This is a genomic window from Pelodictyon phaeoclathratiforme BU-1, assembly GCF_000020645.1.
Lineage (GTDB): Bacteria > Bacteroidota > Chlorobiia > Chlorobiales > Chlorobiaceae > Chlorobium > Chlorobium phaeoclathratiforme.
Map to the genome: position 1 here is coordinate 751335 of NC_011060.1, position 23400 is coordinate 774734.

A 23400-nucleotide genomic window follows, 5' to 3' on the forward strand; every position below is an offset into this window, starting at 1 on the left:
TGCAGATCTTCTTATCAGTTCTCTTTCTTGTTGAGATAGTACTTGGTTGCATAATCCCGTACCATTCTGTGTGTATTGTATTCCGGTGCGATTGTTGCAATGGCGCTCCGAATCTTGTTAATCCACTTTTCCGGTATGTTCTGCTCGTTGCGTTCGTAAAATGCCGGAATGAGCTGTTTTTCCAGAACAGTGTACATTTTCTCCGCATCAAAACTGTCCTGCTCCTCATTGTTTTCAAAGCATTCACCGTTGGCGATGGAAAAGCCGTTCTCGCCATTATAGGCTTCTGGCCACCAGCCATCAAGGACGCTGAAATTCAGTCCGCCATGCAGAACGGTCTTTTCGCCGGAGGTACCGCTTGCTTCCATCGGTCTTACCGGTGTGTTCAGCCATACGTCAACGCCCGAAACCATCCGCTTGGCAACACCGAGGTTATAGTTTTCAAGGAAGATAACCTTGCCGCTGAACTGTGGCCTGCGTGAGTGCTGGACGATCTGGCGGATATAGTCCTTTCTTGCATCATCGTGCGGATGAGCTTTTCCTGCAAAAACAATCTGCAGCGGCATGGTCGCATGATTGATGATTTTATCAAGGCGGTCAAGGTCTCTGAAAATAAGTGGTGCGCGCTTGTAGGTGGCAAACCTCCTTGCAAAGCCTATGGTCAGCACATCGGGAGAAAAGGTGTTTTGTGCTGATCTCAGGGTATCGTATTCGTTCTGGTACGAATTGATGTGCTGGTGAAAAAGCTGGTTTGCCAGATAGCGGTCAATGAAGTCGATAAGATTGCGTTTCAGGATGTAGCGCAGCGCCCAGAGCTCACTGTCGCTTACCTTCGCCAGAACAGCTTCAGCCGCTTCGCGTGAGAGAGACATTTCATCAACGCTGACTGCGAATTTCTTCCAGAAGCTGTCGGTATAACCGCATGTCCAGCTACTGGCGTGCACGCCGTTGGTGATATGGCCAATCGGCACCTCATCAACACTCTTACCGGGATAGAGATGTTGCCACATAACGCGTGAAACCTCTCCGTGCAATTTCGATACACCGTTTGCAGAGCGTGACAGATTCAGTGCGAGCACTGTCATGGTGAAGAGGCCATAGATATTGCCTTTGTCTTCAGAACCGAGCATCATCAGATCATCGAAATTAATTCCGATGGCAGAGAGGTATTTATCGAAAGTGTAGTGCATCATGTCTCTCGAAAAACGGTCATGACCTGCAGGAACCGGCGTGTGCGTGGTGAAGACGCAACGCGAGCGAACCGTTGCCATGGCCTCTTGCTGTGTCGAGCCCTTTGCAAGTTCCTTGGCGAGCAGTTCGAGCGTCAGAAATGCCGAGTGGCCTTCGTTCATGTGATAGACCGTTGGCGTGACGCCGAGTTTATCAAGCAGTTTAACGCCGCCGATACCGAGCAGGATTTCCTGATTGATACGCATATTCTGGTCGCCTCCATAAACCCTGCAACAGATATCACGATAGTGAGGCTCATTGGCAGCAATATTGGTATCAAGCAGGTAAAGTGTTGCCCTGCCTACCTTGAGGCGCCAAGCCTGTGCAAAAACTTCGCTTTGTGCTATATTGACCGAGATGATCAGATCTTCACCGTTAGCATCGGTGACTTTTTCGATCGGAAGGTTTTCGGCCGACTGCAGGGGATAGTCTTCCATCTGCCAGCCATCATGATTGAGGTACTGGCGGAAGTAGCCCTCTTTGTAAAACAGGGTTATGCCGATAAAGCTGATGCCGAGATCACTGGCAGATTTCAGGTGGTCTCCGGCAAGAACACCAAGACCGCCGGAATAAATTCTGACACTTTCATGGATACCAAACTCAGCGCTGAAGTAGGCAACCGGATCTTTGACCAGTTCAGGAGCGTTATTTGCTGCCCAGGTGTTCTTGTCGTTCAGGTAGGCAGTATAACGTGCATAGACCTGATCAATTTTGTCGCCGTATTCGAACTGGCAACGGGCCTGAAGTTCATCATTGGAGATGTGTCGCAGGAGTTCTACGGGATTGTGATTGTTTCTCTCCCAGAGCAGAGGAGAGAGCTCCTCAAAAAGCTGTTTTGCTTCTGTATCCCACGACCACCAGAGATTTCTTGAGAGTTTATTAAGCGAGGTTATTTTATTTTGCATAATTAACAGGAATGATAATTGCCATGCATAAGCAGGTTGAAGAAAGGCTGTATATTGTGGCATGTGAACTCATGCCACTTGGTAAATCTATGGCCAATTTACTGTTTTAGAATTAAAAACCGCAAGCCTAAAAAAATTGATTACAGAGCCCATAAAAATAGCGCATATATCGGACCTTCATATTTTGGGTAAACAGGATCGACGCCAGCTTGACGATCTTGATCGACTGTTTGCTCATTTCAATATTTCAGGATTCGATCATCTGGTCATTACCGGCGATCTAAGCAACAGTTCCAACCCGGAAGAGTGGCGTATTGTCAAGGAAAAACTGGAGAGCCATGGTTTGTATCACTGGGATAAGACGACAGTTATTGCCGGCAATCACGATTTGATCAATCTGGAAGAGGAGATGCGATTTTATAACGCATTGAACCCCCTTCCGCTGCTCAGAAAAAAGGCTTTTGATCGCAAGATGGCTGCGTTTTGCACTTTTTTTCAGGAGCTGATATCCGGTGAAGAGCATGGAGAGAGGGCATTTCCTTTTGTCAAAATCATCAACTACCCATCGGTAAGGATCGCTTTTGTTGCACTTAATTCCGTTTACCCCTGGTATCCTGCCGATAATCCGCTTGGAGCCAGAGGCGTCATCAGTGCAGGGCAGTTACGCGCCCTGAGTGCACAAAGTACTCTTGCCTCTCTGAAAGAGTGTTTCGTGATCGGGTTATGCCATCATGCTTACCGGGTATATGGAACGGATTCCCTGATCGACCAGGCTTTCGACTGGACCATGGAGCTGAAAAATCGGGAAGAGTTTCTTGCCCTTATGCAGACCATGCAGGCAAAACTGGTGCTCCATGGCCATTTTCACCGTTTTCAATCCTATGTGGTCAACGGAATAACTTTCATCAACGGAGGCAGTTTCCGTTACACTCCGCAGCGCTACAGTGAACTGCTTATTGCCGGGCAGGGAGAGTTCAGCCAGAAATTTATCAATTTTGGCCTCTCCGGATAAGCCGCCGCCCGGCTCTTGTACCTGTTTCTTGATGAGTTATTCGTTTCCCTCTGCAGCGATGTTGTTCTGCTTCATGTACTCAAGGATTCTTGCGGCATGATCGCAATCTTCCTGGTTGAGCTGCTTGAAGATGTTCGCAGCAGGTGAACTCGTGGGGCTGTCAAGAAATTGCTGGAAATGGGATTCTCCAGCCGCCAGTTCAAGATCATGCGCCGTATGCAATGCCATCTCTCTTGAGGGTGGCTGCTCTTTATAGCTGCTGATCAGTTTTGAAATTCTTGTGTTGGAGTCAACAAGAGATTGCAGGTCTTTGGCCAACAGGTTTTCAGGAAAGAACTCTTTTTGCTGGGGTTGCTTTTTCTCTTGCTGGAGCAGCGATGCGTGACCTCTCTCCTCCATTGCAAGATCCCACCAGAAATCCTCATCCTCCGCAAAAGAGTCATGAAAAAGGGTGTAGAGCGTTGCAAGGTTCAGTTCAAGTTTTATCGACTCGTCGAGATGTTTATGGAGTGTTTCGGGCATGGCGAATAGCTGTTTGGTGAACGCCTCGTTTGACGGAGGCGTATAATGCTCTTGAGGCTCCCTCTATTTGTTGCGGTAGGAGGCATACTCCTGAAGACTTTTGACCCCGAATTCCTGATGGCGTATGCAGTCGATTGCCTGTACCGACGCTTCTGCGGCTTCGATGGTGGTCACAAAGGGTACATTGTTCAGCACTGATGCGGCTCCAATGGCCTCTTCATCATGCAGCGCTTTTTCACCTCTCGGGGTATTGATGACAAAATTGATCTTGCCGTGTTTGATAATATCGAAGATGTTTGGCCTGCCCTCTTCGCCGACCTTGAAGACCTTTTTACATTCAATGCCGTTTTTGGTCAGGAAGCTGTGTGTTCCCTCTGTGGCAATCAGGTCGAAGTCCATGCGGTAAAGTGACTGGGCAATAGCAAGAATGCGCGGGTTTTTATCCTGGTCATTGACGCTGATGAAGACCGCTCCCGAAAGTGGCAGATGCATGTTTGCAGCCTGATATGCCTTGGCAAAGGCTTCCGGAAACTCGTCGGCAAGGCTCATGGCTTCACCGGTAGAGCGCATTTCAGGGCCCAGATAGACCCCTGACTTGACAAACTTGGAGAACGGGAAGACCGGTTCCTTGATTGCGAGGTGTTTCATTCCGAGCTCATCGCAATCTTTCAGATCATACTCCTGGCGCAGGTCGCTGAGCTTTTCTCCAAGCATGACGCGCGTAGCAATTTTAACAACAGGAATTGCAGTTGCCTTGCCGACAAACGGCACCGTTCTGCTTGCTCTTGGATTGACCTCAATGACATAGACGCTCTCATTCTGCACCGCATACTGAATGTTCATCAGTCCAACGACCTTAAGGTTTGCTGCCAATGTGCGGGTATAGGCCTTCATGGTGGCGATGGCCTTTGGACTGATATTGTAATAGGGCAGAATGGATGTTGAGTCGCCGCTGTGAATACCGGCAGCTTCAACGTGTTGCATGATGCCGCTGATGACGCAATCTGTGCTGTCGGCAATGGCATCAATATCGAACTCAACGGCAGTTTCAAGAAAGCGGTCGATCAGGAGGGGATATTTTTCGGTAATGAAAAGAGCCTGATCGATATACTCTTTCAGTGAGTCGTCACTGTAGACGATTTTCATCGCCCGCCCGCCGAGAACGTAACTTGGCCTGACAAGGGCAGGGTAGCCGATTCGCCGGGTAATCTCCTTGGCCTCTTCGAGATTTATGGCCGTTCCGTATTCGGGATGGGGGATAGCAAGTTCTTCAAGAAGGGCTCCGAATTTTTTGCGGTCTTCGGCCAGGTCAATCCCTTTTGAGGAGGTACCGAGAATGGTTACGCCAGCCTCATGCAGTTTTTCTGAAAGTTTCAGCGGTGTCTGGCCTCCAAAGCTTACAATAACGCCGAGCGGTTTTTCATGCTCAATAATGCGGATGGTGTCCTCAAAGGTGAGTGGCTCAAAGTAGAGTTTATCGGCTATATCGTAATCGGTAGAAACGGTTTCAGGGTTGCAGTTAACCATAATGGTTTCGTAGCCAGCCTCCCTCAGGGCAAAGACCGCCTGCACACAACAGTAGTCAAACTCAATGCCCTGTCCGATCCGGTTAGGGCCACCGCCAAGGATAATCACCTTTTTCCGGTCAGAGGAGACCGACTCATTCTCCTCCTCATAGGTCGAATAGTGGTAAGGGGTTTTTGCATCGAATTCTGCTGCGCAGGTGTCGACAGTCTTGAAGACAGATTCAACACCGTAATGTTTTCTGAGCGCTCGTATGGAGGGTTCGGGAGTATTGAAAATGGTGGCAAGCTGAAAATCGGAAAACCCGTTCTGCTTGGCTTTCAGAAGCCACTCTTTCGGGAATTTCCTGGAAAGGTCAATAACCTCCTGTGTCAGGACGGAAGCTTGAATGGTCATGCAATCTTGATCAGGTTTAAGATGCCTCAGCACAGAGCTGGATAAAGGTAACAATTTGCCTCTTGGGAATAGAAAAGCCGATGCATTATACAAAAATGCTCATGCTTCTCAAAGTACCCGATTGCGCCTCTCTCTTCTTCTTTTTTTGCCCAATGAAAATGGTTAGGGATTTTTTTACATTGCTGATTCTTCCTCTCTTATTCGTTTTGAAAAAAGGTGTAATAAAGAAGCATGGATAAAAAGAATTTCGATACTATTGATGCCGCTCTTGAAGATATTCGTCAGGGAAAACTGGTCATTGTTATTGATGATGAGGATCGTGAGGATGAGGGCGATTTTATTGGCGCTGCCGACAAGGTGACCAATGAAATGGTAAATTTTATCACGAGGGAGGCGCGGGGGCTGCTCTGCGTTGCTGTCACCATGGATCGCGCCAAAGAGCTGCAGCTTGATCCGATGGTTCAGAGAAATACCTCCCAGCATGAGACCAATTTTACGGTCTCCGTTGATGCGATTGCCGAGGGGGTAACTACTGGTATTTCCGTTTATGACAGGGCAATGACCATCAAAATGCTTGGCGATCTCTCTTCGACGGCGGATGATTTTTCCCGTCCTGGCCACATATTTCCGCTTCGGGCGATGGATGGGGGTGTTCTTCGGCGTGTGGGGCATACGGAAGCCGCAGTCGATCTTGCCCGTCTGGCGGGTTGCAGTCCGACAGGATTGCTCTGCGAAATTCTGAACGATGACGGCAGTATGGCCCGGCTTCCACAACTGATCAAGCTGAAGGCGAAATTTGGTTTGAAGCTGATCACCATCAAGGAGCTGGTTGCCTATCAGATGCAACGGAATAAACTGGTGCAACGGGCAGTCGAATCAAGATTGCCGACTATATACGGGGAGTTCAGACTGATTGCCTATGAATCGTTTACTGACCAGCATAACCATATGGCTTTTGTGAAGGGTGATGTAACCACTGACGAGCCGGTTCTTGTCAGGGTTCACTCGCAGTGTGCTACCGGCGATACCTTTGCCTCACTTCGCTGTGATTGTGGCAACCAGCTTGCTTCTGCGCTCACCATGATAGAAAAAGAGGGGCGCGGGGTGTTGATCTACCTCATGCAGGAGGGTCGTGGTATTGGACTGATCAATAAACTGAAAGCCTATAATCTTCAGGATCAAGGGTATGATACGGTTGAGGCCAATGAAAAGCTTGGTTTCAAAGCCGATCTGCGTGATTATGGTATTGGTGCACAGATTCTCAAGGATCTTGGTGTCCGCAAAATGAAGCTGATGACCAACAATCCAAAAAAAGTGGTTGGTCTTGAAGGGTACGGTCTGGAAATCGTTGAGCGCGTCCCGCTTGAGATGGCCTCAAACCCGATGAATCAGTTCTATCTGGACACAAAACGTGACAAGTTGGGCCACATGATCGGCTGTTCCTTCGGCCCCGAAAATTTTCATATAGAAAAAACAGCAACGAAACCGTAAACTTCCGTCAGGAAAAGGAATAAGAGACGATGGATACCGACATCCTTCAAAAACAGGATAGTGAGCTTTTTGAGGCAATTGCCAAAGAGACCGGCCGTCAGACAGAGACGCTTGAACTGATTGCTTCCGAAAATTTCACCAGTCGTGCGGTCATGCAGGCTTGTGGTTCAGTGATGACCAATAAATATGCAGAAGGCTATCCCGGCAAACGCTATTATGGCGGTTGTGAATTTGTTGATATAGCCGAAAACCTTGCGCGTGACCGGGCGAAAAAGCTTTTTGGCTGTGATTATGTCAATGTGCAGCCTCATTCAGGCTCAAGCGCCAATATGGCGGTTCTTTTTTCGGTACTGAAACCCGGTGACCGCATCATGGGACTTGATTTGTCACACGGAGGCCACCTGACTCATGGCAGTTCTGTCAATTTTTCCGGACAGATGTACGAGGCACACTCCTATGGTGTCGATCGCGAGACAGGCTGTATTGATATGAACAAGGTTGAAGAACTTGCCCTGCAGGTTCGTCCGAAACTGATTATCTGTGGTGCAAGCGCCTATTCACAGGGCTTTGATGTAAAGGCCTTCAGGGTAATTGCCGATAAGGTCGGAGCCTTTTTGATGGCTGATATCGCTCATCCTGCAGGGCTCATTGCTGCCGGTTTACTGGGCAACCCTTTACCACATTGTCATTTTGTGACCACCACGACCCACAAGACTCTTCGTGGACCTCGTGGAGGCATGATCATGATGGGTTCCGACTTCGAAAACCCGATGGGCATTACCATCAAGACGAAAACGGGTTCACGGCTGAAAATGATGTCTGAGGTTATGGATGCTGAAGTGATGCCGGGTATTCAGGGAGGTCCGCTGATGCATATTATTGCCGGCAAAGCCGTTGCTTTCGGCGAGGCACTGCAGCCTGCATTCCGTGACTATGCTGCCCAGGTCATAAAAAATGCTGCAGCAATGGCTGAAAAATTTACAGAGCTTGGTTACAAAATTGTCAGTGGCGGAACCAAAAACCATCTTATGCTGCTTGACTTGCGCAGCAAGAACGTTACCGGCAAGGTTGCCGAAAACCTGCTGCATTCGGCTGGCATAACCGTCAACAAGAACATGGTGCCTTTTGACGATAAGTCGCCCTTTGTCACGAGCGGTATCCGCGTCGGTACCCCTGCCATGACAACAAGAGGCATGAATGAAGCCGACAGCGTCCTTATTGCCGAGCTTATCGACAGGGTCATCACCTCTGCCGAAAAGCCTGATGTTGCCGACCTCTGTCGCAGTGTCCGGGAGGAGATCAAGGCGCTTTGCCTGCGTAACCCCATTGACGGATACACGGTATAGTCATTTTCCTGACCCACCCTGCATCTGCAATGGTGCAGGGTGAAACGGGCAAAGGGTTCAGCTCTCTTCCAGAATGGCAGTGATCATTTTTTTGAGGTCAAGGGAGGTTTTCCGGATTTTCTTATCAAGAATGATTTTTTCCCTCAAGAGCTCTATTTCACGATCGGTATCGCTTTCAAGACGGATATCCTCAGTCAATCTGTTTTTTTGACAGAGCAGCGGTTCAAGAATAAGATTTTTGAACGCATCAAGGAACATCGCAAGGCATCGTTTTGCGTTATCAGCGTGTACATTGGATTGTTCGAGCCACTTCTTGCTGATCGGTTGTTCAATCAGTAATTCCGAAGCGAGATCCCGTGACTCAGGAGTTCCGAACGAACTTATTTCAGACGCAATGTTAATCCGTTCGTCAGGACGATCGGCGATGTCGTGGTAGCGCCGGATGAGATGGATAAAAATCTCCTGAGCTTCATGGTGTGGCAGCTCCAGCATCTCTTCGTGCGAGGCTGCAAATTCAAGCACCGCATTTCCATAGCCGGTACTTTCAAGCAGCGCTTTCAAAAAGGTTTTTTCAAGTACCGAGATCTTTGGCGCCGGTTTGCCTGGAGGTGGAAGTTCCTGACGGTTTTCGGACGACAACCTCTTGTTTTCTGTTGCACCCTCCTCTTTTTCGAGCAACTCCTGAAGAGCTGAGAGAGTCAGACCAAGCTTTTTCGACAGCTCCTGAAGGTAGAGTTCGCGCCGGATTCGGTCGGGGATCTGCGCAATCGTGTGTGTCATCACCTTGATCGCTCTTGATTTCAGGTCAGGTTCTGCAAAGTCTCCCGATTCCCGGAAAAAACGGATCTGAAAATCCTGAAACGAAAGCATCTTCTCTTCTGTAAACCGCAGAAATTTTTCTCTCCCTTCACGGCTGACAAAACTGTCGGGATCGTCACCTTCGGGAAGTATGATGACAAAAGGGGTGAGGTTCTCTGCCAACAGGATGTCGATACCGCTCATCATTGACTTTTGGCCGGCACGGTCAGCATCATACATGAAAAGAACCCTGCTGGTGTAACGTCGGAGGATTTTTGCCTGGTAACGTGTCAGTGAGGTGCCGCATGAGGCTACTGCATTGGTCATGCCCGCCTGGTGCAGGGCCAGAACGTCCATATATCCTTCAACGAGCAGGGCGTTCTCCATGCGCCGAATCTCATTTTTTGCAGCGTGAAGTCCATAAAGAAGTTTTGATTTTTCAAAGAGCTTGCTCTCCTGCGAATTAAGGTATTTCGGTGCCTTGGGGTCACTCTCAAGGGTGCGTCCACCAAAACCGACGACCTGGCCACCGACTGAAAAAATAGGAAAGATCACTCGATGGCGGAAGGTATCGAACCATGAGTTGCCCTGTTTGTTTGCCGATATAAGTCCGAGATCAAGCAGGTGCTTCTGTGGTATGCCAGCCCGTTTTGCCGCAGTGAAGAGGTGATCCCATGCATCGGGCGCATAACCGAGGCCGAATGTTTTAATCGTTTTTTCCGACAAGCCCCGCTTTTCTGCAAGATAGATCGAGCCCAACTTTCCTGCATCACTTTCCAGCGTTCCGCGAAAAAATTTTGCAGCCCAGCGGAGCGTTTCAGTCAGGCTCTCTTCATGCGCCGATTTCTGCTCTTTTTTTTCGGTAAATCGGCTGATGTCCATGCCCGATCGGCGGGCAACCAGTTCAACCGCCTCCGGAAAGGAGAGCTTTTCCACCTCCATGACAAAGTTGAAAACGTTCCCCCCCTTTCCACTTGAAAAGCATTTGAAGAGCTGCTTGTCGGGTGAAACAACAAACGACGGTGTTTTCTCCCTCGTAAAGGGAGAGAGGGCCTTATAGTTATGTCCTGCAGGCTGCAGCGTGAGGTAATCAGAGATAATCTCAACAATATCAGCCGCCTGTCGGACCTCATCAACGATTGCCGGAGGGATCATGCGCCTCTTCTTTGTCTGTAATATTGTTGCAGGAACACGTACCTTTTTTTCTTTTGATGATCGATTACTGTTGAAAAATCATCAGCTTATTTACTAAATTCAACACTGATACCGTTGTCGTTTCAACTGAGCCTCTCTTTTTCAGCTTTCTGTGCATGACAAGAGTACTGTTTTTTATCGTATTCCCTTTGCAGACGATGGTTTCTGCAGCTTCTCAATCGGTACTGCAGTATAGCAAATTGCAGAGTGGTTCATAACGCTTCGTTTACTTTCAGGATAGTCAAAAATAAATAAGAGTCTATGAAACAGGGTTTTTTTACTGCTGCGCTCATTGTTGTAACCTATGTGGTTTCTCTGGGCTTCTATGTATGGATGGGTACTACGCCTCCGGAATCAATATTCCATGCCATATGGAAAGGCGGCCCGGTTGTCTCGGTGCTGATGGCGCTCATCCTGATGCTGATAGCCTATATTGTCGAGCGTATCATCGCTCTCAACAAGGCTTCCGGAAAAGGCAATATTCCGGAATTTGTGCGCAGCCTTAAACAGGATATTGATAACGGCTCTATTGACCAGGCCATTGCAAAATGTGACGATCATCAAAGCTCTCTTGCCGCCGTCCTTCGTACAGTGCTTGACCGATACAAGAAACTCGTTCAGCATAACGTGACTGATCGTGAAAAAAAGATCAGTGAGATGGAAAAGGCTGTTGAAGAGGCAACAATTATGGAGATGCCGCTCCTCGAAAAAAACCTTGTAGCAATTTCCACCATTGCCTCGATATCGACCATGGTCGGTCTTCTTGGAACAACGCTTGGCATGATCCGTGCCTTTGCCGCCATGGCCACCAGTGGCGCCCCTGATGCCGTGCAGCTTTCGCTTGGTATCTCTGAAGCGCTCTTCAATACGGCAATCGGTATTCTTGGAGGTATTATGGGTATTGTGACCTATAACGTCTTCACCAGCAGGGTTGACCGTTTCAGTTACATGATTGATGAAGCGGCCTTCTATATTATACAGACTCTTGGAACCGGTAAACCGGAATAATTGCTGATGTCGAGAATCAAGGCTAAACGGATCGGGTTCAGGATTGATATGACTCCCATGGTGGATGTCGCGTTTCTTCTGTTGACCTTTTTCATGCTCACCACGAAGTTCCGGCCTCCTGAGGTTGTCAAGATCGATCTCCCCTCATCTCATTCGGAGTTGAAACTTCCCGAATCAGATGTTCTGACGGTGACCGTTGGTGGTGACAATACCTTTTTCATGGGGGTCTCCTCACAGCAGTCGAGGGTGAAAATATTCAATGCTGTCGTCAAACCGAAGCTTCAGGCGGCGGGATTATCTTCGGTTGCAGTAGCGGATTCACTGAAAAAATTCAAACTTGCTGAAAATTTCCGGGTAGGGCGCGATGAACTCGACAAATTTGTTGTTATGGCTCGCTTTGCCGATCAGAAACTTCGTCCGGTAATCCGTGCTGATGCCGATGCGGGATTTGATGCCGTCAACCACGTTATCAAGGTCTACAAAAAGGCAAACCTGCTTACCTTCAACCTCATTACCGTTCTTGAAAGGGAGGCACGCTGACCATGGGTATTGTTGACTCTCCAAATGGACGCCGGAGCAATAAAAAAGGGAGAAAGCACTCAAAAAGGATCGGCTTTCATCTCGATATGACACCGATGGTTGATGTCGCATTTCTTCTGCTCACCTTTTTTATGCTGACAACGACCTTTTCAAAAGCCAACACGATGGAGATCAATATTCCACCGGACAAGGCTGAGGTAAAGGTTGTCGAGTCGAACGTTATGACACTCAGGATTGCCGATAACGTTATGGCCTATTGTTCACTGGGCGATGAAGCGCCCCGCAGGATTCCACTGTACGATCCCCTCGATACCCACCAGTTGGCATTGAGCGGGGAGCTGCGTCAGCTTCTCAGGCAGCAGACAGCGGCGAATACGAAACTGGTCATTGTGGTCAAGATCAGTGAAAAGGCAAAGTATAAACACCTGGTCGATATTATTGACGAGCTGAACCTCATGAAAATCGACCGGTTCAGTCTCGATGACTATACGGAGCAGGATGCAGTCGAAATACAGAGGGCTATTTAATTCAGGGAGAGGAATCAGAAAAGGAGTTTGTACAGGTGTCTTCAAAACTCGATAACATGCATGAGGAAGCTCGCAAAAAGGCCCTTTCATGGTCTTTTCAGGAGGAGTTTCTTGATACCGACCGCTTGCGACAGTTGTCGTACGGTAATCTTGTTCTCCGCCGTCAGGCACATCTTTTTCTCAGCCACGGCGTTATTACCGCAATTGTGCTGCTTGGCTGTTTCTGGCTCGTTACGGCCAACTGGCAGACTCTTGTCTCCTTGACAGGATTGTTCAAAAAAGATGAACCCATGGTTGAGTGCTATGAAGTTGTGACCAGTGTGACACAGCTTCCGCCACCTCCACCGCTTGATATCCCGGAACCTGTTCCGGTGACCCCCTCATCTCCGGCAGTTGCGGCCCCGCCCAATGTCGGCAAAATCAAACAGGTCAGCCAGGAGGAGGTTCCTCTTCAGCAGACCCTTGCCACGCAAAAGGAGTTGAAACAGGCGATACAGACACAGGGCACCGGTTCAGGAAGCGGCAGCGCCTCTTCGGGCGATGAGGTGCCGATGTTTGTTCCCTGCGAAAAAATGCCCGGTTTTCTCGATCAGAAAAAGCCAGCCTATCCCGAGATGGCAAGAACCGCCGGTATAACGGGAAAGGTCTTTGTCAGCGTTCTTATCGGTGAAGATGGCAGGCCCATCAAGGCAAAGGTCATGAAACGTATTCCTGCCGATTGTGACGTGTTTGATGCTGTCGCCCTGAAGTCCGTCATGGAGTCGAAATACTATCCCGGCATACAGAACGGCAGCCCGATCAAGGTCTGGTTTACCGTTCCGATACGCTTTCAGCTCGACTGAGCTGGTCGCTTTTTTGCAGCTTTTGGGCGATAGAGCACGCCAAAGGCAACCCAGAGATAAGCCCCGATCAGCGCCACGGGGCTTATAAAGAGGGCGAAAATGCCGTCAACCTCCTTTTCAAGATACATTCCCCAGTAACTTGCGGCGATCACCAGAGCCCCGAGAGCAATCATGATGTAGTTGATGGCTCCCAGAGGCATGGTTACGGCTTTTTCAGCAGCTTTGTTCTGCAGTGGCTGCTTCTTCGGTAAAGATTTCATCAAGTACAGTGATACAGTGTTGAGCCTCTTCACGGCTGATGGTCAGTGGTGGCAGAAGCCTGATAACATTAACGCTGGTGGCATTGAGAATAACATGCTTCTCCAGCGCTTTGACGACATACGGTTTTGCCTCCTTGTCGACCGTGATACCCACCATCAGGCCATACTGCCGGATCTCAAGAATCTGCAGATGTTTTGCGGCAAGTTTTTGTACCTCATCATTGATAAAGGAGCCAATTTCCAGAGCGTGCTCCATAAGGTTATCCTCCTCGATAGCCTTGATCATGGCAACTCCTGCGGCACATGCAACCGGATTGCCGCCGAAGGTTGTTCCGTGGTTGCCGTAGGTCAAAACATTGGCAACCTTTTCACTGCCTATAACCGCCGATAACGGCAGGCCGCCTCCCAGCGGTTTGGCAAGGCAGACCAGATCGGGGTCAGCATTCACCTGCGTATAGCTGAAAAACGTGCCGGTTCTTCCGCATCCAGCCTGAATGTCATCAGCGACAATCAGGAAGTTATATTGCTCTCTCAGCTCTTTAAGCCGGTCAATAAAGGGTTGCGAAATGTGGTGAATCCCACCCTCGCCCTGAACCACCTCAATAAAAACAGCCGCAGTTTTCCCGGAGACCTTTGCTTCAAGGTCTGCAATATCGTTAAAGGCAATCATGCCTGTGCCGGGAAGGAGCGGATCGAAACCGTCGCTGTATTTTGCTTTTGCTGTCAGCGACAGGGCACCGTACGTTCTTCCATGAAAACAGTTGCTCAGTGAGAGCACCTCTTTTTTCTCCTCATCGCCCCCTTGAGCAGCCCATTTCCGTGCAATCTTGATGGCCGCCTCAATGGCTTCCGTGCCGCTGTTGGCAAAAAAGACCTTTGAGAGTCCGGAGAGTGAGAGCAGCTTTGCAGCAAGCTCAAACTGCGGCTCCATCATAAAAAGGTTCGACACATGGATAAGCTTCGCTGCCTGGGAGCTGATGGCATCCACCAGACGCTTGTCGCCGTAGCCAAGCGCATTGACGCCAATGCCCGCAATCATGTCGAGATAACGCGTTCCGTCATCGCTGACAAGCCATCCCCCTTCGCCATGCGTTACGGCAATGGGAAGCCGGGCATAATTGTGAAAAAAAAGCTCTTTTTCGGTTTCCTGGTTTACGGCTACTCTTTTCATGCTGTTTTCTTCTTTATAACAAAGTATACTATAGTCTAATCCGTTTTAAGTGAGTATAAGAAAAATGCCTTATAAGTTGCTATACATCTTTTTGCCAGCACTCTCTCTGGTACTGATAACAACGTTCCCTCTTCCCATAATTCTTCCTGACTTGTATTTTGTGAGCATGATTATTGGTCGTGCAACAAGAAAGGCTGAGCTTAACCTGAAAAGCAATCATGAGGCACTATCATGCGGGCATGATACCGTTGCCAACGGTTTATAACTCAACGTCGTGCAATCTGTTGACAGGTGATATTGTCTTGATTTTATTGTTATTGCCGTAGAACAGCGTTATCTTTTGGTGATCTGTTGCTGGTTTCAAGATTTTTCCTGAAAGCCGGAAAAAAGAGCTTTTTTTCTTCAGGCTGTTGTGTTTGGTGTCGGTTTTTTTAACAACGAAAGATGCTCTTATGACCGTTACCTGGTTACATATCTCTGATTTCCATATTGGCAGTGGTGACGGGTATGATACGGATGTTGTTCTGAAGGCATTGATCCGCTCAGTCAAAAGATTTTACGATACCGGGCGTAAGCCTGACCTGATATTTGCGACAGGAGATATTGCCAAATCAGGAAAAAAGGGTGAATATGAGCGAGCCACCGTTTTCTTTAATGACCTCCTCGAAGCTGCGGATTTACAGCGGCACCAGCTCTTTATTGTGCCCGGTAACCATGATGTTGATCCTGTCAATGATAGAGGCCTTCTTCCAACGCTGGAAACTGAGCAAAAATCTTTTGAATATTTTATACCGGGTGAGCAAAGCCTGCACATTGTCAAAAAATTAGGCGCTTTTCGTGACTGGTATAACGGCTACTTTGATGGAATCAGGGTAATGCCGGATGATACGACCTGCGGTTATGTGGAAGTTGCCGAGGTCAGGGGTGTGTGTCTGGCGATTTTGCCACTGAACTCGGCACTTTTTACCAAGGGAGGTACTGGAGACTATCAGAAACTCATTATTGGCCGGCGTTGCCTTCAGCCCGCAATAGAGAGGATGAAGGTACTCAAGGCCGATTTGAAGATTGGTATCATCCACCATCCTCTCGACTGGCTTGCCTATTTCGAGGAGGAGAATATCAGGGCCACTCTGCATGGCACACTTGACATTCTGCTTCGTGGCCATCTTCACAAAACGGTAGCCGAACAGGTTCTTTCCGGCTCCGGCGAGCTTTTGCATGTTGCTGCAGGAGCCTCATACAATGAACGCAAATGGCCAAATCGTGCTATTTACTCCACCTTTCATGACGGGCAGCTCACTCTTTTCCCGATTCGGTATGAGGATAGCCCTGAAGAGATATGGACGGTTGACCCTTCTGTATATCCTCATGACTTCGGTTATGAACGTGCTTTTCGGATTTCCCGGTTTTTTCCGGAGTCAACAATACCCCATTCTCTCGTACTCAAGGAAAAGCTTTTTCTGCAGGAGGAAGAAAAATACCATAACCAGCTTTATCAGGAACTGCACACCATATCCCTGCTCGGATCATCCGTTATCCAACCCTTCCCGCTTCAACTGAAAGATATTTTTATTCCACTTGAACTCTATGACGGTGCCCACAGCAACCAGGCAATGGAGAGGCAGATGGTTGGCCGTGGTGCCGAGGATGTTTTATCTCATTCGTCCCCAGCTTATGTGATGAGCGAGTGTTTCAGAAAATGCACAACACTTCTCGTTATTGGTGATCCCGGTTCAGGGAAAACAACCCTCATGAAATTTTATGCACTGACTTGCCTTGGCAAGAATCTTCCTCTCTCAAGTACTGACCTTGGTTTTCAGGAGCCCACTTTTGTCTTTTATCTGCCGCTTCGTGACCTTGAACGGGGAAAGAGCGGCTATCCACCCCTTTCATCCAGCCTGGCTGGGTGGGCGAAGCGCCACTCTCTTCCAATCAGCAGCAGGGTGTTTCGGGAATGGCTTGAAAGCAGAACCTCCCTTGTGCTGCTTGACGGGCTCGATGAGGTGAGCGAACCCGAAAGACGCAAAGAGATATGCCGCTGGATCAAAGATATGGTCGGCTTGTTCAGCAAAGCCCGCTTTGTGGTGACTTCAAGACCGACAGGCTACAGGCAGGCGGAGGGTATTGCTCTTGATTTTCAGCATCAGCGTGTTGCTGTCAAAGACTTTTCGCCATCGCAGCAGGTTACCTTTTTGAAAAAATGGTACGGGGCGGCATTCATGCATGATATCCGACCTGAAATGACGCATGAAGATGAGTGGCAAAAGCAGCAGCAAGAGAAGGCGACGGAACTCGCCAACACCATGGTTGTCTACCTGCAGAAGCCTGAAAACAAGGGAGTCTGCGAGCTTGCCGCGATTCCGATGCTTTTGCAGATCATGGCTATTCTCTGGAAAGAGCGGAAGTTTTTTCCCGGAAGAAGGATGGAACTCTACAGTGCAGCACTTGATTACCTTCTCGATTATCGCGACAGGGAGCGTAAGATGGAACCGCTTGTTTGTGCAGCAGATGCGAGGCGTCTGCTTGCACCGGTTGCACTCTGGATGCAGAGAGAGCTGAAAACAGATGAAGCCGATCAGCGTGCGCTGCACCTGAAAATGGAGCAGAAGCTTGAAAGGCTGGGTCAAGCCCGAAGCGTATCAGATATTTGCACGAATCTTGTCAATCGGACAGGTGTGCTGGTTGCTTATGGAAACCGGTATATTTTTCGGCATAAAACCTTCCGAGAATACCTTGCAGCAGTTCAGCTCAAAGAGGAGTTGTTCGATTCCACTTGTATTCCTTTGCTTGTCAAGCAGTTTGGTGAGGAGAGCGGCTGGTGGGATGAGGTGATCAAATTTTTTATGGCGCAGTCCAATGAGCGTATATTCGATGCCTTTATGAAAAAGCTTTTCGCTTCTCCGGTCAGCCTTGATTTTTCACCAAAACAGAAGGCTCTTCTGACGGCTGTTCTGGAAGAAGCGCCTGAAAAAACCGTCGATGCCCTCGTTGCGGCACTTTGCAGCCGAAAGAAGACGTCTCCCTACCGGCAGCGTTCCATTCTGCAATGTCTGAAAGCCGTTCGTCAGCCGAAAGCGCTTGACGCCCTTCGTCGCTTCAGGGAGCAAGATCTGGCGTTGAATCAGGAGATTGCAGGGATGGCTGAAGATGTCATCCGTTCTCTCGACAAATCTGACGGTTTCCTGTCCCTTCCTTTTCAGGCGGAAGCAGCAGAACCGATAACACCGGCGCATCGTCCGTCATCATTCCGCAACCCCTTTGAGCATGATGCCCACTATATCCTGATTCCCGGAGGAAGATATCTCTTCTCTGTGACGGGGAGTAAGGTCACGATTCCTGACCTCTATGTTGCAAAATATCCGGTGACCAACCTGCAGTACCGCACCTTTATCAATTTTCTTGATGCGAGAGCGCCGGAGTTTGACGCGACACTCTCCCTCAACTCTTTTCAGGAGGCTTTGTATGAAATGGCTCGTCTGCAAGACAAAGGTATTCCCGGGCTTCAGGACTATCTGAACGAGAAAAAATCGCTTGTTGCCCGGTTCAGATCGGAAGAGGATGCCAACAGAAAGTTCAACAGGGATGAGCAGCCGGTTGTGGGGGTGAGCTGGTATGCTGCCCGGGCCTACTGCCTCTGGCTCTCGATGCTTGCAGGTGATCCTGAGTCGTATAATCTTCCTGCGGAGCAAGAGTGGGAGTGGGCAGCCGGTGGGCAGCGTCATAAACCGCAGGAGGTGTTGGAGGTGAGCCCTTATCCCTGGGGCGAAGAGCTGCCAACACCCAAACATGCGAATTACGGTTTAAACGAGGATGCAACGACTCCTGTCGGCAATTACCCTGATGGTAAAACTCCAGAAGGGTTGTTCGATATGGCTGGAAATGTGTGGGAGTGGATGGATAATAAATACAAAAAAAATACATCTGCCCGTGCGTTGCGCGGCGGTTCCTGGAACAATAATCCCGACTTTCTGCGTTGCTCTGCCCGGTACCTCAGTCATCCGGCGCTCAGGGTCGGCTATTTTGGCTTTCGGGTTGTCCGTTCCAGTCCCTCTTCCTGAAATTCTGACATTCTGATTTCTGGAACTCTGGATACGTTTTTTATCAGGTACCTCGAAACTGGTGTACAGTCGCTGGACTCAAACCGCCGAAAGGGGCTGTGGTCACTCATCCTGATCGTTATACGGTTCTTCTCCAGCTCTCCACACCAGCCAGACGCGGATAAGGCGCCAGATACCGTAAGCGCCGGTCAGCAGGGCATAAAGGCGGAGATCCTCTTTCATCCCGGCAGGGGAGATGTCCGGGAAAAAGAGGAGATAGAGGGCTATCCCGATAAAAGTACCTCCCAGAAGCAGCCCCATGACCATTCCGGCAGCGCTTTTCTGCATCACTCCTTTTTCGCTTTTTCTTTCCGAAGTGCACAGGAATCGGCATCAGGATAGAAGCGCCACTCCCGGTTGACAATCAGACGGGCGCCATAGCTGAAGGTAAAGTACGACCATCCCCACTGCAAAAGCACAAAGACCCGGTGACGGAAGCTGGTCAGGAAGTAGATATGCACCAGAAGCCAGGTGAACCAGGCAAAAATTCCGTCAAATTTCAGACCACCAAACTCAACGATAGCCTTGTTTTTTCCGATGGTGGCCATCTGTCCTTTGTCGCGGTATCGGAATACCTTTCTTGCCTTTGTTTTCAGGTCAAGTAAAATGTTTTTGCCGATAGCCCGACCCTGCTGTAACGCTACGGGAGCAAGTCCCGGCAAAGGGTTTCCGTTCTCTGAAACAAAGTGCGCAAGGTCGCCGCCTACAAATATCTCCGGATGGCCCGGAATGCTGAGATCTTCGCTGACCACGATGCGCCCGATACGGTCGGTTTCCACTCCCTCCATTGTTTTGCCGATCTCAATGGCAGTCACGCCAGCCGCCCAGAGCACGGTTGCCGCTTCGATACGCTCATTACCGATTTGTACCCCGTCGGCGTCAACCTCGCTGACCATACTGTTGGTCCAGACCTGCACACCAAGCTTCTCAAGCGACCGGGTCGCCTTGCTTGCAAGATCAGGAGAAAAAGAGCCAAGAATGCGCGGAGCAGCCTCAACAATAAAGATGCGGGTAAGCTTGGGGTCAATGTTCCGGTAAAACTTGGAGAGGGTATAGCGGCTCATTTCACCGATAGAACCAGCAAGCTCAACCCCGGTTGGCCCGCCGCCGACAATGACAAAGGTGAGCAGTTTTTTGCGCTCGACAAAATCAGTTGTCCGCTCAGCCCGTTCATAAGCCTCCATCACCCGCCGCCGTATCTCTTTGGCCTGTGCAAGGGTTTTCAGCCCTGGGGCAAACTCTTCCCACTCGTTGTGGCCGAAATAGTGGTGCTGTACACCGCAGGCAAGAACCAGATAATCGTAGGGAATATTGTGGAAATCGGTTACTACGGTTTTGTTCTCCATATCAATGTGCTCGACAATACCCTTGAAAACGGTTACGTTCCGGTAGTTTGCCAGCATATTTCTCAGCGGGGCGGCAATATCTCCCTCACCAAGAGCTGCCATCGCAACCTGGTACAGGAGTGGCTGGAAGAGGTGATAGTTCTTCCTGTCGATAAGGGTAATTTCGATATCCTCTTTATTGCCGAGCACTCTGGCCGTATTCAGCCCTGCGAATCCTCCGCCTATAATTACAACCCTCTTTTTCATGTCACTGTTATTTCCTTTTCCGGGAAAAGGGTGGATGTATACATTTCTTTTGCATGCCTGAGCGATGCATTCAGCTTTATGACGCTATTTAACAGTTTTTCATGCAATACCGTTTGTTTGGCAGCATTTTTTTCAATTTTGCAACTTGCAGTGTTCTCTGGCGTGCGCTCTCTTTTCAGGTGAGACGCATGATGAGTTCAGCATGTCGGGGGTATTTTTTTTGTAACATCTCCCTGTCGGCGAAAGCAAAGTCGCGAAAATCAAAACCGGGCGCGACGACGCAACTGACCAGCGCATAGCTCTCTTCACCCGGATTTTCACAACAGGCGCCAAACCAGCTCTCTTTGGGGGCGACTCCCTGCAGAACCTGCCCCATACCCGGCGAGAGGCCGAGCGTAAAGCTTGACGGATCACCATCCTGAGGGAAAAAATGCACGGTGAGGGGATCGCCTGCATGGAAAAACCAGAGTTCGTCGGAATGAATGCGGTGTAGTTTTGAGCGATCCGTGCTTTTGAGTAGGTAGTAAATGGCCGTTGCATAAGAGCGTGGGCCATTGAAGGGAGATGCATCCGGGAAGGAATAGCCGCCTTCGCTCCTCCAGGTTTCCCGGTAGTATCCCCCTTCCGGATGCGCCACAAGTTGAAGGCTCTCAATCCAGAACTCAGCTTTTTGCATGGAGCTTTTCACGGATTTTCGCAGTTTTCTGACGGGATGCGTCGGCAAGTTTTTTGCGGAACTCAAGCAGTGCTGCCATCAGCGCTTCATCAGAGAGGGCAAGAATCTGGACGGCAAGCAGAGCGGCATTCCGGGCATTGTCGATACCTACTGTCGCCACAGGAATGCCCGCAGGCATCTGCACGATGGAGTAGAGCGAGTCCTGACCGTTAAGTTTTTTGCTGAAAATCGGCACGCCGATAACCGGCAGCACCGTCATGGCTGCAGTAACACCCGGCAGATGCGCCGCGCCGCCAGCTCCGGCAATAATAACTTTCAGGCCACGTTCAATGGCCGAAGTGGCGTATGCTTCGAGGTCGTGCGGTGTGCGGTGAGCAGAAATAACCGAAATCTCTGAGGCAATACCGAACTCATCACAAACCAGTACCGCCTCCTTCATAATGTCGAAATCAGAGTCAGAACCCATGATGATGCCGACAGTCGGTCGGTTAGTATCTGTTTTTTTTTGAGTCATATAAAGGTATTATTTATTGGTTTGTCCGTAAATGGCTTGCGTAGCGAACTCCTTGGAGAAGGCATCCTCGTTTCTGGTTGTTATCTCTTCGGGAGCCGGATTTGGTGAACACTGTTGGGAAAGCATATTGGCAGAGCGGAACAGAAGCCTTGAAAAACAGGGATTCCGGGCCTGTTAATAGGCTAATGATTTATGAAATTGCCGAGTTTTATGTATTTTCACGAGAGTTAATTTAAAAAAATAATACTTGTAGAGGAAGATAACAATGGCAACTAATCTCGCAGTAAAATACAGCAATCCCGGCCCCCGTTACACCAGTTATCCCACCATTCCCTCATGGAGCACCGACGGTGTTACCCAGGAGCAGTGGAAAGAGGCGATGGTCAAAGGTTTTAACGACAGCAACGAAACCACCGGAATCAGCCTGTACATCCACATTCCCTACTGTGAGAACCACTGTTACTTCTGCGGCTGTAACGCTCACCGTACACAGGATCACTCCTATGAAGCGCCCTATCTTGAGGCTCTGCTCAAAGAGTGGCAGATGTACACCGATGTTTTTCCCGGACGCCTCAATGTCAAGGAGCTGCACATCGGCGGCGGAACCCCAACCTTCTTCAGTCCGGAAAACCTTGTCACCCTCATTGACGGGATCTGCAAAAATGTCAACAAGATGGACAACTACATGTTCAGCTTTGAGACCAATCCCCGCTCAACCTCCAAAGAGCACCTCGAAGCGCTCTACAGTGTCGGCTTCCGTCGTATGAGTTTTGGAATCCAGGATTTCGACCCGATTGTGCAGGAGGAGATCAACCGCCTTCAGTCATTCGAACTGGTCAAGGAAAAGGTTGATATTGCCCGCCAGATCGGTTTTACCTCCATCAATTTTGATCTCGTTTATGGCCTGCCCAAGCAGACGATGGCCACCATTACCGACACCATCCAGAAGGTCATGGAGCTCAAGCCCGATCGCCTTGCCTTCTATGCCTATGGCCACAATCCGCACATGTACGAAGGACAGCGGAAGTTCAAGGAGTCGGACTTGCCGGTTGGCGATGCCAAGCAGGAGCTTTATGACAAAGGCAGCGCCATGCTTGAATCCATCGGCTACCACGAAATCGGCATGGATCATTTCGCCATCGAAGGTGACGCTCTCTATATCGCAGCGAAAAATGGAACCCTGCATCGCAATTTCATGGGCTATACCGAAAATACCACGCAGATGATGCTTGCCCTCGGCTCATCCTCCATCAGTGACACCTGGTATGCATTTGCACAGAACGAACGTAACGATATTGAATATATCAAAGTGGTGAACGAAGGGCGTTTCCCGCTCCATCGCGGCCACCTGCTGACCGACGAAGATCTTGTGCTTCGCCGTCACATCCTCAACCTGATGTGCAAGCAGGAGACCTCATGGGAAGATCCCAAGCTCTACACTGATGAACTCGATATCGCCCTCTACCGTCTTGAAGATATGCAGAACGACGGCATCGTTGTTCTGGGAGACAAAAGTGTTCGCGTAACCGAAGCGGGCATACCCTTTCTCCGCAATATCTGCATGGCCTTCGATGCAAGGCTCTGGAGCTCCGACAGCCTCTCAAAGGCATACAACGTATCGCGTGATATCCAGAAAACCTACATTGAAAAAGCCCGCCTCGCAAAGGCACAAAAAGTCGGTTGAACACTCCGGTTCAGCACAATTTGAAAAGGGTGATTTTGGTCACCCTTTTTTTTTTGTCCATGTGATGAAAT

19 protein-coding genes are annotated in these 23400 nt (G+C 49.4%); 9 read left to right on the forward strand and 10 right to left on the reverse strand.

Annotation, left to right across the window (positions count from 1 at the left end):
• Nucleotides 1-14: 14 nt before the first annotated feature.
• Nucleotides 15-2135 carry an alpha-glucan family phosphorylase gene (gene glgP / locus PPHA_RS03565; RefSeq protein WP_012507512.1) on the reverse strand — a complete coding sequence of 707 codons (2121 nt, stop codon included), beginning with the start codon at nt 2133-2135 and terminating at the stop codon, nt 15-17.
• Between the two features lie 136 nt (nt 2136-2271).
• On the opposite strand from glgP, the gene PPHA_RS03570 reads away from it, so the two are divergent.
• A complete protein-coding gene (locus tag PPHA_RS03570) occupies nt 2272-3147 on the forward strand; it encodes a metallophosphoesterase family protein (RefSeq protein WP_012507513.1) in 876 nt (291 codons plus the stop codon).
• A 36-nt stretch (nt 3148-3183) separates the two neighbouring features.
• Here PPHA_RS03570 and PPHA_RS03575 read toward each other — a convergent pair whose 3' ends face one another.
• Together PPHA_RS03575 and carB are read right to left on the reverse strand one after the other, a co-directional pair.
• Nucleotides 3184-3669 (reverse strand): hypothetical protein, encoded by a 486-nt coding sequence (locus PPHA_RS03575; RefSeq protein WP_012507514.1) that lies wholly within the window; start codon nt 3667-3669, stop codon nt 3184-3186.
• A 63-nt stretch (nt 3670-3732) separates the two neighbouring features.
• The gene (carB, locus tag PPHA_RS03580) at nt 3733-5589 is read right to left on the reverse strand and encodes a carbamoyl-phosphate synthase large subunit (RefSeq protein WP_012507515.1); all 1857 of its coding nucleotides are present in this window, start codon (nt 5587-5589) and stop codon (nt 3733-3735) included.
• A 231-nt stretch (nt 5590-5820) separates the two neighbouring features.
• Here carB and PPHA_RS03585 point away from each other — a divergent pair, with 231 nt between their 5' ends.
• Both PPHA_RS03585 and glyA read left to right on the forward strand, forming a co-directional pair.
• Nucleotides 5821-7080 carry a bifunctional 3,4-dihydroxy-2-butanone-4-phosphate synthase/GTP cyclohydrolase II gene (locus PPHA_RS03585; protein ID WP_012507516.1) on the forward strand — a complete coding sequence of 420 codons (1260 nt, stop codon included), beginning with the start codon at nt 5821-5823 and terminating at the stop codon, nt 7078-7080.
• Nucleotides 7081-7109: 29 nt separating this feature from the next.
• Entirely contained in the window at nt 7110-8426 is a 1317-nt protein-coding gene (gene glyA / locus PPHA_RS03590; protein WP_012507517.1) for a serine hydroxymethyltransferase, read from the forward strand.
• Nucleotides 8427-8483: 57 nt separating this feature from the next.
• On the opposite strand, the gene dnaG is transcribed toward glyA, so the two are convergent.
• Entirely contained in the window at nt 8484-10379 is a 1896-nt protein-coding gene (gene dnaG / locus PPHA_RS03595) for a DNA primase (RefSeq protein ID WP_012507518.1), read from the reverse strand.
• Nucleotides 10380-10679: 300 nt separating this feature from the next.
• Between dnaG and PPHA_RS03600 the strand changes: the two genes are divergently transcribed.
• The 4 genes from PPHA_RS03600 to PPHA_RS03615 are packed head-to-tail and all read left to right on the forward strand — an operon-like array spanning nt 10680 to nt 13335.
• Nucleotides 10680-11426, forward strand: a complete 747-nt coding sequence (locus tag PPHA_RS03600; RefSeq protein ID WP_012507519.1) for a MotA/TolQ/ExbB proton channel family protein — start codon at nt 10680-10682, stop codon at nt 11424-11426.
• Nucleotides 11427-11432: 6 nt separating this feature from the next.
• Nucleotides 11433-11966, forward strand: a complete 534-nt coding sequence (locus tag PPHA_RS03605) for an ExbD/TolR family protein (protein ID WP_012507520.1) — start codon at nt 11433-11435, stop codon at nt 11964-11966.
• Nucleotides 11967-11968: 2 nt separating this feature from the next.
• Entirely contained in the window at nt 11969-12493 is a 525-nt protein-coding gene (locus PPHA_RS03610) for an ExbD/TolR family protein (RefSeq protein WP_012507521.1), read from the forward strand.
• Nucleotides 12494-12528: 35 nt separating this feature from the next.
• Nucleotides 12529-13335 carry an energy transducer TonB gene (locus PPHA_RS03615; RefSeq protein WP_012507522.1) on the forward strand — a complete coding sequence of 269 codons (807 nt, stop codon included), beginning with the start codon at nt 12529-12531 and terminating at the stop codon, nt 13333-13335.
• Here the strand turns inward: PPHA_RS03615 and PPHA_RS03620 are convergent.
• Nucleotides 13323-13535: a hypothetical protein gene (locus PPHA_RS03620; RefSeq protein ID WP_012507523.1), complete on the reverse strand. Its 213-nt coding sequence runs from the start codon at nt 13533-13535 to the stop codon at nt 13323-13325. The genes PPHA_RS03615 and PPHA_RS03620 overlap by 13 nt on opposite strands.
• 13 nt (nt 13536-13548) lie before the next feature.
• Nucleotides 13549-14766 (reverse strand): aspartate aminotransferase family protein, encoded by a 1218-nt coding sequence (locus tag PPHA_RS03625; RefSeq protein ID WP_012507524.1) that lies wholly within the window; start codon nt 14764-14766, stop codon nt 13549-13551.
• A 452-nt stretch (nt 14767-15218) separates the two neighbouring features.
• Here PPHA_RS03625 and PPHA_RS03630 point away from each other — a divergent pair, with 452 nt between their 5' ends.
• Nucleotides 15219-18824 (forward strand): SUMF1/EgtB/PvdO family nonheme iron enzyme, encoded by a 3606-nt coding sequence (locus PPHA_RS03630; protein ID WP_012507525.1) that lies wholly within the window; start codon nt 15219-15221, stop codon nt 18822-18824.
• Nucleotides 18825-18926: 102 nt separating this feature from the next.
• Here PPHA_RS03630 and PPHA_RS03635 read toward each other — a convergent pair whose 3' ends face one another.
• From PPHA_RS03635 to purE, 4 genes are all read right to left on the reverse strand, one after another.
• Nucleotides 18927-19151, reverse strand: coding sequence for a hypothetical protein (locus PPHA_RS03635; RefSeq protein ID WP_012507526.1), 225 nt, complete (start codon nt 19149-19151; stop codon nt 18927-18929).
• The gene (locus PPHA_RS03640) at nt 19151-20455 is read right to left on the reverse strand and encodes an NAD(P)/FAD-dependent oxidoreductase (RefSeq protein ID WP_012507527.1); all 1305 of its coding nucleotides are present in this window, start codon (nt 20453-20455) and stop codon (nt 19151-19153) included. The genes PPHA_RS03635 and PPHA_RS03640 overlap by 1 nt, the downstream gene beginning before the upstream one ends.
• A 175-nt stretch (nt 20456-20630) precedes the next feature.
• Nucleotides 20631-21131 (reverse strand): cupin domain-containing protein, encoded by a 501-nt coding sequence (locus PPHA_RS03645; RefSeq protein WP_012507528.1) that lies wholly within the window; start codon nt 21129-21131, stop codon nt 20631-20633.
• The gene (gene purE / locus PPHA_RS03650; RefSeq protein ID WP_012507529.1) at nt 21118-21645 is read right to left on the reverse strand and encodes a 5-(carboxyamino)imidazole ribonucleotide mutase; all 528 of its coding nucleotides are present in this window, start codon (nt 21643-21645) and stop codon (nt 21118-21120) included. Before purE ends, PPHA_RS03645 begins: the two co-directional genes overlap by 14 nt.
• A gap of 265 nt (nt 21646-21910) precedes the next feature.
• Here purE and hemN point away from each other — a divergent pair, with 265 nt between their 5' ends.
• A complete protein-coding gene (gene hemN, locus PPHA_RS03655) occupies nt 21911-23329 on the forward strand; it encodes an oxygen-independent coproporphyrinogen III oxidase (RefSeq protein ID WP_012507530.1) in 1419 nt (472 codons plus the stop codon).
• Nucleotides 23330-23400 lie beyond the last annotated feature (71 nt).

Coding starts and splice junctions, on each gene's coding strand:
- PPHA_RS03635 (WP_012507526.1), bottom strand. CDS start 19,151: ATGCAGAAAAGCGCTGCCGGAATGGTCATGGGGCTGCTTCTGGGAGGT.
- PPHA_RS03645 (WP_012507528.1), bottom strand. CDS start 21,131: ATGCAAAAAGCTGAGTTCTGGATTGAGAGCCTTCAACTTGTGGCGCAT.
- PPHA_RS03610 (WP_012507521.1), top strand. CDS start 11,969: ATGGGTATTGTTGACTCTCCAAATGGACGCCGGAGCAATAAAAAAGGG.
- dnaG (WP_012507518.1), bottom strand. CDS start 10,379: ATGATCCCTCCGGCAATCGTTGATGAGGTCCGACAGGCGGCTGATATT.
- PPHA_RS03600 (WP_012507519.1), top strand. CDS start 10,680: ATGAAACAGGGTTTTTTTACTGCTGCGCTCATTGTTGTAACCTATGTG.
- PPHA_RS03605 (WP_012507520.1), top strand. CDS start 11,433: ATGTCGAGAATCAAGGCTAAACGGATCGGGTTCAGGATTGATATGACT.
- PPHA_RS03585 (WP_012507516.1), top strand. CDS start 5,821: ATGGATAAAAAGAATTTCGATACTATTGATGCCGCTCTTGAAGATATT.
- PPHA_RS03575 (WP_012507514.1), bottom strand. CDS start 3,669: ATGCCCGAAACACTCCATAAACATCTCGACGAGTCGATAAAACTTGAA.
- PPHA_RS03625 (WP_012507524.1), bottom strand. CDS start 14,766: ATGAAAAGAGTAGCCGTAAACCAGGAAACCGAAAAAGAGCTTTTTTTT.
- glyA (WP_012507517.1), top strand. CDS start 7,110: ATGGATACCGACATCCTTCAAAAACAGGATAGTGAGCTTTTTGAGGCA.
- PPHA_RS03630 (WP_012507525.1), top strand. CDS start 15,219: ATGACCGTTACCTGGTTACATATCTCTGATTTCCATATTGGCAGTGGT.
- purE (WP_012507529.1), bottom strand. CDS start 21,645: ATGACTCAAAAAAAAACAGATACTAACCGACCGACTGTCGGCATCATC.
- carB (WP_012507515.1), bottom strand. CDS start 5,589: ATGACCATTCAAGCTTCCGTCCTGACACAGGAGGTTATTGACCTTTCC.
- hemN (WP_012507530.1), top strand. CDS start 21,911: ATGGCAACTAATCTCGCAGTAAAATACAGCAATCCCGGCCCCCGTTAC.
- PPHA_RS03640 (WP_012507527.1), bottom strand. CDS start 20,455: ATGAAAAAGAGGGTTGTAATTATAGGCGGAGGATTCGCAGGGCTGAAT.
- glgP (WP_012507512.1), bottom strand. CDS start 2,135: ATGCAAAATAAAATAACCTCGCTTAATAAACTCTCAAGAAATCTCTGG.
- PPHA_RS03620 (WP_012507523.1), bottom strand. CDS start 13,535: ATGCCTCTGGGAGCCATCAACTACATCATGATTGCTCTCGGGGCTCTG.